Source organism: Escherichia sp. HH091_1A, assembly GCF_030295175.1.
GTDB classification, from domain to species: Bacteria; Pseudomonadota; Gammaproteobacteria; order Enterobacterales; family Enterobacteriaceae; genus Escherichia; species Escherichia coli_F.
Map to the genome: position 1 here is coordinate 4,569,069 of NZ_AP025747.1, position 14,033 is coordinate 4,583,101.

Annotated in this window: 11 protein-coding genes; all 11 read right to left on the reverse strand. The window is 48.8% G+C overall.

What is annotated here, in order from left to right:
* Positions 1-350 precede the first annotated feature (350 nt).
* On the reverse strand, positions 351-1,076 hold the full coding sequence (gene phoU, locus QUF14_RS22775; protein ID WP_000377789.1) for a phosphate signaling complex protein PhoU: 726 nt from the start codon (positions 1,074-1,076) through the stop codon (positions 351-353).
* 14 nt (positions 1,077-1,090) lie between these two features.
* Positions 1,091-1,864, reverse strand: a complete 774-nt coding sequence (gene pstB / locus QUF14_RS22780) for a phosphate ABC transporter ATP-binding protein PstB (protein WP_000063126.1) — start codon at positions 1,862-1,864, stop codon at positions 1,091-1,093.
* Between the two features lie 90 nt (positions 1,865-1,954).
* Complete coding sequence (pstA, locus tag QUF14_RS22785) at positions 1,955-2,845, reverse strand: phosphate ABC transporter permease PstA (RefSeq protein ID WP_001252002.1); 891 nt, start codon at positions 2,843-2,845, stop codon at positions 1,955-1,957.
* Positions 2,845-3,804 carry a phosphate ABC transporter permease PstC gene (pstC, locus tag QUF14_RS22790; RefSeq protein ID WP_000741620.1) on the reverse strand — a complete coding sequence of 320 codons (960 nt, stop codon included), beginning with the start codon at positions 3,802-3,804 and terminating at the stop codon, positions 2,845-2,847. The genes pstA and pstC overlap by 1 nt, the downstream gene beginning before the upstream one ends.
* An 85-nt stretch (positions 3,805-3,889) precedes the next feature.
* A complete protein-coding gene (gene pstS / locus QUF14_RS22795) occupies positions 3,890-4,930 on the reverse strand; it encodes a phosphate ABC transporter substrate-binding protein PstS (RefSeq protein ID WP_000867152.1) in 1,041 nt (346 codons plus the stop codon).
* Between the two features lie 245 nt (positions 4,931-5,175).
* Positions 5,176-6,249: a fimbrial protein gene (locus tag QUF14_RS22800; protein WP_000794369.1), complete on the reverse strand. Its 1,074-nt coding sequence runs from the start codon at positions 6,247-6,249 to the stop codon at positions 5,176-5,178.
* A gap of 9 nt (positions 6,250-6,258) precedes the next feature.
* Positions 6,259-8,781 carry a long polar fimbrial usher protein LpfC-O113 gene (gene lpfC-O113 / locus QUF14_RS22805; RefSeq protein ID WP_000258938.1) on the reverse strand — a complete coding sequence of 841 codons (2,523 nt, stop codon included), beginning with the start codon at positions 8,779-8,781 and terminating at the stop codon, positions 6,259-6,261.
* 24 nt (positions 8,782-8,805) lie between these two features.
* Complete coding sequence (gene lpfB-O113, locus QUF14_RS22810) at positions 8,806-9,537, reverse strand: long polar fimbrial chaperone LpfB-O113 (protein ID WP_000088103.1); 732 nt, start codon at positions 9,535-9,537, stop codon at positions 8,806-8,808.
* Between the two features lie 47 nt (positions 9,538-9,584).
* Entirely contained in the window at positions 9,585-10,157 is a 573-nt protein-coding gene (locus QUF14_RS22815) for a chaperone-usher fimbrial major subunit (protein ID WP_100733622.1), read from the reverse strand.
* A 306-nt stretch (positions 10,158-10,463) separates the two neighbouring features.
* Positions 10,464-12,293 (reverse strand): glutamine--fructose-6-phosphate transaminase (isomerizing), encoded by a 1,830-nt coding sequence (glmS, locus tag QUF14_RS22820; RefSeq protein ID WP_000334093.1) that lies wholly within the window; start codon positions 12,291-12,293, stop codon positions 10,464-10,466.
* 161 nt (positions 12,294-12,454) lie between these two features.
* The gene (gene glmU / locus QUF14_RS22825) at positions 12,455-13,825 is read right to left on the reverse strand and encodes a bifunctional UDP-N-acetylglucosamine diphosphorylase/glucosamine-1-phosphate N-acetyltransferase GlmU (protein WP_000933745.1); all 1,371 of its coding nucleotides are present in this window, start codon (positions 13,823-13,825) and stop codon (positions 12,455-12,457) included.
* Between the last annotated feature and the right edge of the window lie 208 nt (positions 13,826-14,033).

Consider the following 14,033-nt stretch of genomic DNA (forward strand, 5'->3'; position numbering starts at 1 on the left):
TGTTGTTTTGATACGATTATGACTAAACCACCTATGAATACTGTAAAAAATCGCTCATTTTTTATGTTCCGATATAGGGCTTTTACCCTGGTTTTTTTGTTTTCTTTTCCATTTTCTGTGCGGGTAACGATATAAATGAAAGGAATAACAAAAAAAATTTTATAACGGGGCACTACATTATAAGTAAAATAATTCAAATGAAATAATATATTTGCATTGCACTGGGGAGAGTTTCGAGGTGAGTTTGTGTGGCAATATTTCAAGGAGAAAGTTTATCAGCCCGGTAACTATGTATGACCGGGCTGATTGCCAGATGCGGCGTAAAAGCCTTATCTGACCTACAGTTAGCGTTACTCTTTCGGGTCTTTTCCGGCCAGCAGTTTATCCAGCTCATCACCGCCTACGTGACGGAAATCCTGACCTTTCACGTAGTAGAAGATGTATTCACAAATATTCTGGCAGCGGTCGCCGATACGTTCGATAGAACGTGCACAGAACAGCGCGGTAAGGACGCTCGGAATGGTGCGCGAATCTTCCATCATGTAGGTCATCAGTTGACGAACAATACCTTCGTACTCCTGATCGACTTTTTTATCTTCCCGATAAATTCGCACCGCTTCGTCAATATCCATCCGCGCGAACGCGTCCAGCACGTCATGCAGCATCTGGATAGTGTGACGCCCCAGTGATTCCAGGCTTACCAGCAACGGCTGATGCTGCTGGGAGAATTTCTCCAGCGCAGTACGGCAGATTTTATCCGCCACGTCACCAATACGCTCCAGCTCGGCAATGGTTTTGCTGATCACCATCACCAGACGCAGGTCGCTCGCCGTCGGCTGACGTTTGGCGATAATGCGCACGCAGGCTTCATCGATCGCCACTTCCATCATGTTGACGTTCTTGTCGCCTTCGATCACCCGCTTCGCCAGATCGCTGTCCTGGTTATGCATCGCGGTGATTGCATCAGAAAGCTGCTGCTCCACCATGCCGCCCATGGTCATCACCTGCGTGCGGATGCTTTCCAGTTCGGCGTTGAACTGGCCGGAAATATGTTTATTAAGATTGAGACTGTCCATAACGCACTCCTGAATCAACCGTAACGACCGGTGATGTAGTCTTCTGTTTGTTTCTTCGCTGGTTTGGTGAACAGATCGTCCGTGTTGCTGAACTCAATCAATTCGCCCAGGTACATAAACGCCGTGTGGTCGGAACAACGCGCAGCCTGCTGCATGTTGTGGGTGACGATCACTACGGTGTAATCCTGCTTCAGTTCGGTGATCAGCTCTTCAATACGCCCGGTAGAGATAGGGTCGAGCGCCGAACACGGTTCGTCGAGCAGCAGCACTTCCGGGCGAATGGCGATACCACGCGCAATGCACAGACGCTGTTGCTGACCACCAGAGAGAGAGTAACCGCTCTGGTGCAATTTATCTTTGGTTTCGTTCCACAATGCGGCTTTGGTCAATGCCCACTGCACGCGCTCGTCCATATCCGCACGGGAGAGCTTCTCAAACAGACGAACACCAAAGGCGATGTTGTCGTAGATGGACATAGGGAACGGCGTCGGTTTCTGGAACACCATGCCCACTTTCGCACGCAGCAGGGCGATATCCTGAGTGTTAGTCAGGATGTTGTCGCCATCGAGCAGAATCTCACCTTCCGCACGCTGCTCCGGATACAGTTCAAACATTTTGTTGAAAGTACGCAGCAGCGTCGATTTACCGCAGCCAGACGGCCCGATAAACGCCGTAACCTGGTTTTTGGCGATATCCAGGTTGATGTTTTTCAGGGCATGGAATTTGCCGTAGTAGAAGTTCAAATTACGAACCTGAATTTTACTCGGGGCAGTTTCAACCATACTCATTGCAATCTTTTCCTCATCGTGCCTGATGCACTTCGCTAATCAGGCTTACCGTAGGCCGGATAAGGCGTTCACACCGCATCCGGCAAAGTGTTAACCGTGTTTATTCTTCGCAAAAACAACGCGCGCCAGAATGTTCAGCAGCAGGACGCACAGGGTAATAATCAACACCCCGGCCCAGGCCAGTTGTTGCCATTCCGCAAACGGGCTCATCGCAAACTTAAAGATCGTCACCGGCAGGTTGGCGATCGGCTGCATCATGTCCGTGCTCCAGAACTGGTTGGAGAGCGCAGTAAACAGCAGTGGCGCGGTTTCACCAGCAATACGGGCAATCGCCAGCAGGATACCGGTCATAATCCCGGACACCGACGCTTTTAGCGTAATCGCGGAGATCATCTTCCACTTCGGCGTACCCAGCGCATAAGCCGCTTCACGCAGGCTGTCCGGCACCAGTTTCAGCATGTTCTCAGTGGTGCGGATAACAATCGGTACCTGCAACAACGCCAGGGCAATCACGCCCGCCCAGCCGGAGAAGTGCTCCATTTGCGCCACCACGATGGTGTAAACAAACAGACCAACCACAATCGACGGCGCGGAGAGCAGAATGTCGTTAATGAAGCGAATAACTTCTGCCAGCCAGGATTTACGTCCATATTCCGCCAGGTAAATCCCCGCCATAATGCCCAGTGGCGTACCGAATACCGTGGCCCACAAAATTAACAGGCCGCTACCCGCCAGGGCGTTCGCCAGACCACCGCCTTCCGTATTTGGCGGCGGCGTCATTTCGGTGAACAGCGCCAGCGACATACCATCGATACCGCGAGTGATGGTGGACATTAAAATCCAGATCAGCCAAAACAAACCGAAAGCCATCGTCGCCATTGAGAGCGTCAGTGCAATACGGTTTTTGAGGCGGCGACGCGCCTGCATTTTGCGGCGGGATTCTGCCAGTGCCGCAGTGGTTTGCGTTTCAACCATAGCCATTAGCGTGCCCCCTCATTCTTAGCCAGGCGCATAATCATAAACTTCGATGCGGCGAGGACGATGAAGGTAATCACAAACAGGATCAGGCCCAGTTCCATCAGTGCGGCAACGTGCAGACCGGATTCCGCTTCAGCAAATTCGTTCGCCAGCGCAGAGGTGATACTGTTGCCCGGCATGTACAGCGAGGCGCTGTCGAGCTGGTAGGTGTTACCGATGATAAAGGTCACCGCCATGGTTTCACCGAGCGCGCGCCCCAGACCCAGCATGATGCCGCCGATAACCCCATTTTTGGTGAACGGAAGAACGATACGCCAGATAACTTCCCAGGTGGTGCAGCCGATACCGTAGGCTGACTCTTTCATCATCACCGGAGTTTGTTCGAATACATCGCGCATTACCGCTGCAATGTACGGAATAATCATGATGGCGAGGATCACGCCTGCCGCGAGGATACCGATACCAAAGGCCGGGCCGGAGAACAGCGCGCCAACAATCGGGATATTCGACATGATATTGCCGACCGGCTCCTGGAAGTAAACGGCGAACAGCGGCGCAAAGATAAACAGGCCCCACATGCCGTAAACGATACTTGGAATGGCTGCCAGCAACTCAATGGCGATACCCAGCGGGCGCTTCAGCCAGCCAGGCGCAAGCTCGGTCAGAAACAGGGCGATACCGAAACTCACCGGGACGGCGATCAGCAACGCGATAAACGAGGTCACCAGAGTACCGTAGATCGGCACCAGCGCCCCGTAGATATCATTCGGCGCATCCCACTCTTTGGTCCACAGGAAAGCCAGACCAAATTTCTGAATGCTCGGCCAGGAGGAGATGATCAGAGAGACAATAATGCCACCCAACATCAATAGCACAATCAGCGCCGCCAGTTTTACCAGCACGCTGAAAATTATGTCGCCCTTTTTACCCGGAGGGTTAAAAGCAGGCTTGGTTGCAGCCATAAGTTACTCTTCAGTTAAACGCGTTTACAAAGTCATTTTGTAATGCCGGATAAGCTGTTAATGCCTTATCCGGCATGGTGTTTTATTAGTACAGTGGCTTGCCGCTACTGTCTTTAATATTGGTCTTCCACGCAGCGCGAACTTGTTCAACTACGCTATCCGGCAGGCTGGCGTAATCCAGGTCGTTAGCCTGTTTAGCCCCGGTTTTGTACGCCCAGTCGAAGAACTTCAGCACTTCTACACCCTGCTCAGGTTTCTTCTGATCTTTGTGGACCAGAATGAAGGTGGTAGAAGTGATAGGCCATGCATCTTCGCCTTTCTGGTTGGTCAGATCCTGAGCGAATGTTTTGCTCCAGTCTGCGCCTTTTGCTGCATTAGCGAAGTTTTCTTCGGTCGGACTAACCGGTTTACCATCAGCGGAGATCAATTTTGTGTACGCCAGGTTGTTCTGCTTAGCGTAAGCATATTCAACGTAACCAATTGCACCCGGCAGACGCTGAACGAACGCGGCGATACCGTCGTTACCTTTACCGCCCAGACCGATCGGCCATTTTACGGTAGAGCCAGTACCAACGTTGTTTTTCCATTCTTCGTTCACTTTTGCCAGGTAGCTGGTGAAGACGAAGGAAGTCCCGGAGCCATCTGCGCGGCGCACTACAGCAATGTTCTGTGAAGGCAGTTTCAGACCCGGATTCAGTTTGGCGATGGCTTCATCATCCCACTTTTTGATTTTGCCCAAGTAGATGTCACCGAGGGTTTTACCATCCAGCACCAGTTCGCCAGATTTTAGCCCCGGAATGTTAACCGCCAGCACCACGCCGCCAATTACGGTTGGGAACTGGAACAGACCTTCCTGAGCCAGTTTTTCGTCAGACAGCGGCGCGTCAGAAGCACCGAAATCAACGGTGTTGGCGATAATCTGTTTTACGCCGCCGGAAGAACCGATACCCTGGTAGTTAACTTTATTACCGGTTTCTTTCTGGTAAGTGTCAGCCCATTTGGCATACACCGGCGCAGGGAAGGTTGCACCTGCACCTGTCAGGCTTGCTTCTGCAAACACAGAGAAAGCGCTCATCGATAAGGTCGCGGCGACAACAGTTGCGACGGTGGTACGCATAACTTTCATAATGTCTCCTGGGAGGATTCATAAAGCATTGTTTGTTGGCTACGAGAAGCAAAATAGGACAAACAGGTGACAGTTATATGTAAGGTTTATGACAGTTTTATGACACAACGAGATTTATGCGTAATTTATTGATTTTTATAACCAGACAAAAAAAACTCATGTCATCTTTTTGTCATGTCATGTGCAAATAGGTTAGAAAGAGGTGTCTGATGACAACGGCGCGTTGAGCACCGCTGTCAGTTTGATTAGCGAACAATTTCGATGGTAATTGTTGCCGTAGCAGTAAATGTTCCTGGCGCGGGTCGAGCACCCGTGAGGCTCGCAGGCGCAGCAGAAAACGTCACGCTGCCAGCTTTCTCGCCATAAACGCTTGTTGCTCCCATATCAGTTGACAGTTCTCCACCGTTGACCTTGATTTCCCTGTTATTTTTATCGTAGATTTTTACCCCTACATTTGGGTTTGATGTTACAACCATTGAATTATCGCTACTGGATTCAGTAGCGTAAAAAGAGGTAGTGATATCATCCGTATTCAGTATTCCTAAATACTCACACTTAATGGTGACAGTTTTGGTGATTTTATGCGCTGACACAGCACTCCCGACAACAGATGAAAAATCTGAGGCTGGAATAGTACTAAAATCAAAATTAATAGGCTGCAAACTATTAATTTCACAACTTTGTGGTGCAGTAATGTCTCCACGAATATAAACATCAGCCATCGGTTTAGAATAATCAACCGGTGTATCACGACTGATAGTTCCATACAACTTTGCGATAAGCGTCTCGGGAATAATTAACTTTCCTGCAAATGGCTTTTTGATATAAAAATAAACCTGAGCCTTAGCGCCACTGGAAATACTTAATGGGTCGACTCTACTACACTTATATACTGTTGTTCCAGAGGGATTGTTAGCATGATACTCGAATGGTGCATTAACAAATCCGACTCCCAAAAGATCGATTGCCATACCTACATCAAGATGAGAATTAAGATTATAGTAATTTAAATTAGAATGAACGCCTGCATAACTTAAAGATTCATTTATTCTTGCCGTGTAGTAAATATAGGGAAATTCACCGGCTGTTCCAGTATCACAATGACAGTGTGCCGGATAAGACCCACCATTAGTTACTGTCGTATTAAATGTGCCCCCCGCTTTATTTTGAGCTGCCGTAATAACATATCCAGGAAAATCAAGCACGCTATGAAAAACGCCATTATCCGGAGTACAGATACCTTTAGGAGCCGCAAGAGTCGTACTCGTGTAAAAAATGGCAACAATAGAAAAACACCACACCAGAATATTATTTTTCATAAAAAACCTTTATTTACAGGTGACACTCTGTTCAATTAAACCATTCTCATTTTCTGGTACGGAAAGTGAGTAGCCAAAGGTACATTTCGTGACTGCGTCTCCTCCCCAGGATAAAGTGACCTGCCCTTTATCTGACAGACCCGAGAGATAAAGCTCACCAGAATCACCGACTATTCCTGAATCGGCGGTACTTGCGTTTTGAACTGAGGCAATGGCGCCAAAAGGTGCCGGTTTACCATTTGCATTTACCACTCTGAAGAGAACGCGGTAACCCACATGCGTCACAAACTCCGCTTTAACCACCGCGCCGCGGGTAGGAACCATCGTAACGACGGTATTATCGAGTTCAACATTCGACTTAGAGAAATAGTTGTCGCTGATCGCTACCCGGTTTTCATCATAAGGATTTAGCTGTGTCTTAACCGTGTAACCACGCCAGTCTGTTGCCGCCCCGCGCATATTATCAATTTCCAGACCTGCGGCTCCCGGTGCTTTAATAAGGGCAATGGTTTCACCCAGTTCCTGGCTAAACGTTATCCCTTCACTGTGCGCCAAAATACCCCCCCGGATACCATAATTGAGTCGCTGAGAATTTTGGCTGTAGTTATAACTGCCGTTTAACGTGCCGTAGGTACCGTCATAGGTCAGCGACATATTACCGCCTACTTGATCATCGCGGCTGTTATAGGACTGCATGAGATTCCAGGAGAGATTATTTTTCTCCAGCGCCGTACCGCTTAGGCCAAGTTGATGCGAGCTACCAGAATCATCATTTTGCGAAACCGAATAGGTGGCATAACTATTTCCCCACCAGCCCGATAATGGAACTGATAAAGAGAGCATGTAGATTTGTTCGCTGGTGTTATCACTGGCATAACTATTACTCGTCCCTTGCCGGGCCGTATTGGAATAACTCCACGAGACGTTCCACGAGAGTCGCTTCCAGCTACTGCTGTAACCAAATTGGATTAATCGTTCGACATCATCTGTGTGCCAATATTGCTGGCGGCTTAATGTCAGGTATAAGTTGCCATAATCTCTGCCCAGCGATTGCGTTAACGTTCCTTCCACACGGCTGCGACGGTTTCCGGTTTGCCAGAAATCTTCTGGACTATTTTGCCGGGATGCCCATTCATTGAGGGTATAGTAGCCTTCGGTGGAGTAACGATAGCCAACCAGGCGTAAGCTGGTGTCTGTATCGTCAAAACGTTTTGAATACAGAAAACGATATGACTGACCCGTTTCCGTATCATCATCTGCAAATTTCGCTCTGGCATGTGTCGCATCTAAAGAGATGGCTCCCAGAGAACCGAGATCTTTACCTACCCCCAAAGCAACAGAACCATACTTTTCAGCAGCCTGTACGCCACCATACAAGGTAAAACCGTGGGGCAAGCCATGAAGGATCTGTGCCTGAAGCACGTCAGGAGTAAAACCATCTTCATCGCGCAGCTCCCCCACGCTAACATCTACATCGGTCTGACCTTCACGTTTGAGGATTGCCAGCGACGCATAAGGCTGGGTGAATCGTTGTTCACTACCATCTTCTTCCTTGATAGTCACGTCCAGGTCGCCGCCTGAGCTGGCAGTATTGAGGTCGGTGATTTCAAAGGCACCTTGTGGCACGGCTGACTGATAAATTACGTAGCCGTTCTGTCGAATGATGACGGTGGCGTTGGATTTTGCAATCCCATGAACCACAGGCGCGAAGCCATTCTGGCTGGCGGGTAACATATCTTTATCAGTATAAAGTCGTGCACCACGGATTTGCGTGCTGTCGAAAATATCGCTCGCCGTCCACGTATCGCCGATCATAATCTGGCTTCTTAACGCAGCAATATCACGTTGTATCCAGGTGCTGATAGAGTTGTATTCCGCACGACCATCAGTGGTGTTCAAGGTGCTGTAATTGCGGAGTCGCCACGGCCCAATATTGAATCCGTTACGCAGGTTGAGATAACTGGTATCGGTATCCTGTGAGCTGTAATCCGAGCGCAGAGTATGTGAACCGGAAAAATCGTAGTTGATAGTCAGTGCGTTAATTCCCTCATCCCAACGCGTGGGGCTTATGTAATCGTAAGCCATCGCATCCATATAGATCTGGGGAATGGTGATATTCAGTTGCAGCTTATCGCCGTCCAGTTGCCATGTTGAGCCTTCAATGCGTGGTGCAGGGTCAATACAGGCATTGTCATCCACCTTATTGAGCGATTTCAGCGCGTCAACTTTTACACCAAAGGAAGTCAGCGTTTTTTTAACCGCGACAAAGCAGGCGTGCAGATCGGCATCAGGGTTATCCTGAACAAAAGTCACATCCTGCCGTTCGAACATTTTGCCATTGATAAAAATATCAACACTGTAGACGCCGGGAGGTATGTGATTCGCTTTGTTAAACTGGCGAATATCGACTCCGGATTGATGGTCTATTTCCAGCAGCGCCGGATTAAATACGCTGACCTCGGCCATCAGGCTTTGCGAGAAAACGAGACACGTCCCTGCCGTCAGGCCAACCGCTATTCTGGTCGTAACCATAATTCGCCTATCCTTATGCAATGCTTACAACGCTTGCTTTATTGGCTCGCTTATCGCGCCGTAGTCATTAATAAATCGCCAGGTCATTTGGCTACCCGAAGAATTAGCAGGCAACGGTAATGTGAGCGTCTCGAAAGGTCGGATCATGTTGAGAGGCACATCATGGCCATCAACAATGACATCCATCACGCTGATATGAATCGGGTTAGGGTTCTCAGCAATAAGATTTCGGCCTTCCCGATGCCACTTCACCTTTGGTGCGGCATTTTCGGGAATCATGCGGATAGATGCCGGTCTCCAGAAAAGCTTAATTCGCGTTTTAACGGCGATTTCCAGCGAATTCGCTTCTTTGTTGCTCGCAGAGGGCGGAATGTTTTTGATATTTAGCCAGAAGACAGACTCACGATCCTCTGGTAATGACAAACCTTTGGTGTGGACGATACGTAATATTTTTTCTTGTGCGGGTTCTAACCGTGATACCGGAGGAATAACAATAAATGGCGCTTTAGTTTTATCATCTTTATTAAATGGGTCCACCCATGCCTGGATGAGATAAGGAATTTTTTCTTCCTTACTAAATACAGAAATAGATTTATCTGCATTATTGCTCGCATAAACGACTCGTGTACCACCAATAACAACACCAGCATAGGTTAATGCTGGCCGGAATAAAAAGGCGCTTAGTAGCATGATATATAATAAGTTATGCGAAATTATTGCTTTAAAGAGCCTGATTAAACAACTTTTTCTGGACATAACGACTCCCTGGCCAAAGCCAACTGAATAAAAAGGCTCTGAATTAATTATTTCTTATATTCGATGGTAAATTGTGAATCCGCGTTCGCCGTACCCGCCGTTACGGTCGCATTGGTAGCAACATAGCGTGCAATAAACTTCATTTCAGCCTTGCCTTCACCGTCGATAGCGGTATAGGCGGAGTCGTTATAGAGTTTAACCTGAGAGTTATCGGACTGGTTAAATATACGGATGCCGACGCCAGTAGCAACTATTGCAGCGCCTGTGCCAGTATAATCACCCGGATCACTCGCTGTAATAGGTGAACCTACTTTCAGATCACCGTATCCGCCAGGTGCTTCGGTACCATCAAAACGAACGGCTGCCTCAGTATAGGTTGACGGACATTTTTCCAGTTTAATACTAAATTGCTGTGGTGACGCCAGGCTGCCTACTCCTGAAAACGCACTTTTGTTGACCTTACCAAGAGGAACAGTTTGATCGGCGGTATCGGAAGTCACTTCACATGTGCTATCGACAATTTCACCGACAAAGTGAACAACGCCATCTTCTGCAAGTGCATTTCCGGCTAACATTAAAGATGCCAGCGTAAGTGCACCACCAATAATATTACGTTTCATACGAACTCCATTGATATAATATATCCTTCAGTCTAAATCATCACTTAAATTAATAAGTGTATTTATGATTCAGAGGCATAGTACACCAATGGGGTAGATTTATCTAAAAATAATATTAATTATGCGAAATTAAATATAAATTTATTATTTAAATATTATTAAAACAGTAAAAAATCAAGTGTATTATCGGACATCACCAATAATTCAGAATATATTTATATTAATTTTCGCATCAATAATAACCCACTGATACCCTTTATAAAAAAAAGGCCGCCCGTCGGCAGCCCTTTATATCAATGATGAAAATTACTCAACCGTAACCGATTTTGCCAGGTTACGCGGCTGGTCAACGTCGGTGCCTTTGATCAGCGCGACGTGATAAGCCAGTAACTGCAGCGGAACGGTGTAGAAGATCGGTGCAATCACCTCTTCCACATGCGGCATCTCGATGATGTGCATGTTATCACTGCTCACAAAACCAGCATCCTGATCGGCAAAGACATACAACTGACCGCCGCGCGCGCGAACTTCTTCAATGTTGGATTTCAGTTTTTCCAGCAGTTCGTTGTTCGGTGCGACGACGATAACCGGCATATCCGCGTCAATCAGCGCCAGCGGACCGTGTTTCAGTTCGCCTGCTGCGTAGGCTTCCGCATGAATATAAGAGATCTCTTTCAGCTTCAATGCGCCTTCCAGCGCAATTGGATACTGATCGCCACGGCCCAGGAACAGCGCGTGGTGTTTATCAGAGAAATCTTCTGCCAGAGCTTCAATGCGTTTGTCCTGAGACAGCATCTGCTCAATACGGCTCGGTAACGCCTGCAGACCATGCACGATATCATGCTCAATGGAGGCATCCAGACCTTTCAGGCGAGACAGCTTCGCCACCAGCATCAACAGCACAGTTAACTGGGTGGTGAATGCTTTAGTAGACGCCACGCCGATTTCCGTACCCGCATTGGTCATCAGCGCCAAATCGGATTCACGTACCAGCGAAGAGCCAGGAACGTTACAGATTGCCAGCGATCCAAGGTAACCCAATTCTTTTGACAGACGCAGACCCGCCAGGGTATCCGCGGTTTCACCGGACTGCGACAGAGTGATCATCAGGCTGTTACGACGCACGGCTGATTTGCGATAGCGGAATTCAGAGGCGATTTCAACATCGCACGGAATACCTGCCAGCGCTTCAAACCAGTAGCGGGAAACCATACCGGAGTTGTAAGAAGTACCACAGGCGAGGATCTGAATATGCTCAACCTTCGACAGCAGTTCGTCGGCGTTCGGTCCCAGCTCGCTCAAATCAACCTGACCGTGGCTGATGCGCCCGGTAAGGGTGTTTTTGATCGCGTTCGGCTGTTCGTAGATCTCTTTCTGCATGTAGTGGCGGTAAATACCTTTATCGCCCGCGTCATATTGCAGATTGGATTCGATATCCTGACGTTTCACTTCCGCGCCAGTTTTATCGAAGATGTTTACCGAACGGCGAGTGATTTCCGCAATATCGCCTTCTTCAAGGAAGATAAAGCGACGGGTCACTGGCAACAGCGCCAACTGGTCAGAAGCAATAAAGTTTTCGCCCATGCCCAGGCCAATCACCAGCGGGCTACCAGAACGAGCCGCCAGCAGGGTATCCGGGTGACGGGAGTCCATAATTACCGTACCGTACGCGCCGCGCAGTTGCGGAATAGCACGCAGAACAGCCTCACGCAGAGTACCGCCTTGTTTCAGTTCCCAGTTCACCAGGTGTGCAATCACTTCGGTGTCGGTTTCAGAAACAAAGGTATAGCCACGTGCTTTTAACGCTTCACGCAGCGGTTCATGGTTTTCGATGATGCCGTTATGCACCACCACAATGTGTTCAGAAACATGCGGATGCGCATTCACTTCTGAAGGTTCGCCGTGCGTCGCCCAGCGAGTGTGAGCAATCCCGGTGCCGCCATGCAGAGGATGTTCTTCCGCTGCCTGGGCCAGCATCTGGACTTTACCGAGGCGACGCAGGCGGGTCATATGACCTTCTGCATCTACAACCGCCAGACCGGCAGAGTCATATCCGCGGTATTCCAGACGACGTAAACCTTCAAGAAGGATTTCTGCTACATCACGTTGCGCGATCGCGCCAACAATTCCACACATAGTTTTTGATTCCGATTTATATCGTTGTCGGTCAACCTGTATGCCCGTTTTTCGGGCGCCCCGAGCCTTTGTAGAGAGTGGGGTTATTTTTATAGTTACTGCTTGTGGGCGGGAGATTATGTTATCTCCTCACCCCATATGGCCGGATTACCCAGCCAGAATTACTTTTTCTTTACCGGACGACGCCAGCCTTCTTTTTGCGACTGCGGCACACGGCTGATTGCCAGAGCATTTTCGCCAACATTACGCGTCACAGTTGTACCCGCAGCAATGGTTGCGCCTTTGCCTACCGTTACCGGGGCCACCAGCTGAGTATCGGATCCAACAAACACATCGTCGCCAATAATGGTTTTAAATTTATTCGCACCATCGTAGTTGCAGGTAATGGTTCCTGCGCCGATGTTGACGTTATCGCCAATTTCCGCATCCCCCAGGTAAGTCAGATGACCGGCTTTCGAGCCTTTACCCAGACGCGCTTTTTTCATCTCAACGAAGTTACCGACGTGTGCGCCTTCCAGCAACTCAGCACCAGGACGAAGACGGGCAAACGGGCCAATGGTACAGGCCGCTGCCAGATTCGCATCTTCCACAACGGTATACGGGCTAATTTCGCAATCATCGCCAATCACGCTGTTTTTAATCACGCAACCGGTGCCGATTTTCACGCGATTACCGAGAGTCACGTTGCCCTCGATGATAACGTTAGTATCAATTTCAACATCGCGCCCGTGAGTAAGCGTACCGCGCAGATCAAAACGCGCCGGATCGCGCAGCATAACGCCTGCTAACAGCAGTTTTTCAGCTTGTTCGGATTGATAAACACGCTCCAGACGCGAGAGTTGCAGGCGGTTATTCACGCCTTCTACTTCGCTTAAACGTTGCGGATGAACGGCAACAATTTCACGTCCTTCCTGATACGCCAGCGCAATAATATCGGTGATGTAGTATTCGCCCTGCGCGTTATTGTTGGTCAGTTTAGCCAGCCAGCGTTTCATATCTGCGCCGTTGGCGATCAGAATGCCGGTGTTGATCTCCTGAATCTGACGCTGCTCGTCGGTGGCATCTTTGTGCTCAACAATGCCGGTAACTTTGCCGTTTTCACGGGTGATACGTCCATAACCGGTCGGATCATCCAGTTTAACCGTCAGCAGACCAATGCCACCCTGCGGTTTCGCATCACGCAGGCGCTGGAGTGTTTCAACAGAGATCAGCGGCACGTCGCCGTAGAGCATTAAAATGTCTTCGTCATCGGCAAAAAAAGGTGCGGCTTGCTGCATTGCATGGCCCGTACCCAGCTGTTCTGCCTGAAGCACCCAGTTCAGGTTATCGTCTTTCAGCGCCTGTTTAAGCAGATCGCCGCCGTGACCGTACACCAGGTGAACGTGCGCTGCGCCTAATTCATTCGCAGCATCAATGACATGCTGAACCATCGCTTTCCCGGCAAGGGTATGCAGCACTTTCGGAAGATCGGAATACATGCGCGTGCCTTTACCTGCGGCAAGGATCACTACGCTCATAGCATTATTCAACATACGCGTCCTGACTGTAATTTGAGAACGAATTTAAACCGCTTCACCTTGAAAAAACTACATTTTTTTCATCGTGAAATGGACAGAGGATAAATTGTTCAATAACGGATTATCCCCGCTGACGAAAGTGCCATTTTCGACCATCGTCACGCCTTTTGTCTGCAGAAAATTAAGGCAGTACCTTCATTTAAGCGTCAGGTGGATGTTTTTG

Coding starts and splice junctions, on each gene's coding strand:
- phoU (WP_000377789.1), bottom strand. CDS start 1,076: ATGGACAGTCTCAATCTTAATAAACATATTTCCGGCCAGTTCAACGCC.
- pstB (WP_000063126.1), bottom strand. CDS start 1,864: ATGAGTATGGTTGAAACTGCCCCGAGTAAAATTCAGGTTCGTAATTTG.
- pstA (WP_001252002.1), bottom strand. CDS start 2,845: ATGGCTATGGTTGAAACGCAAACCACTGCGGCACTGGCAGAATCCCGC.
- pstC (WP_000741620.1), bottom strand. CDS start 3,804: ATGGCTGCAACCAAGCCTGCTTTTAACCCTCCGGGTAAAAAGGGCGAC.
- pstS (WP_000867152.1), bottom strand. CDS start 4,930: ATGAAAGTTATGCGTACCACCGTCGCAACTGTTGTCGCCGCGACCTTA.
- QUF14_RS22800 (WP_000794369.1), bottom strand. CDS start 6,249: ATGAAAAATAATATTCTGGTGTGGTGTTTTTCTATTGTTGCCATTTTT.
- lpfC-O113 (WP_000258938.1), bottom strand. CDS start 8,781: ATGGTTACGACCAGAATAGCGGTTGGCCTGACGGCAGGGACGTGTCTC.
- lpfB-O113 (WP_000088103.1), bottom strand. CDS start 9,537: ATGTCCAGAAAAAGTTGTTTAATCAGGCTCTTTAAAGCAATAATTTCG.
- QUF14_RS22815 (WP_100733622.1), bottom strand. CDS start 10,157: ATGAAACGTAATATTATTGGTGGTGCACTTACGCTGGCATCTTTAATG.
- glmS (WP_000334093.1), bottom strand. CDS start 12,293: ATGTGTGGAATTGTTGGCGCGATCGCGCAACGTGATGTAGCAGAAATC.
- glmU (WP_000933745.1), bottom strand. CDS start 13,825: ATGTTGAATAATGCTATGAGCGTAGTGATCCTTGCCGCAGGTAAAGGC.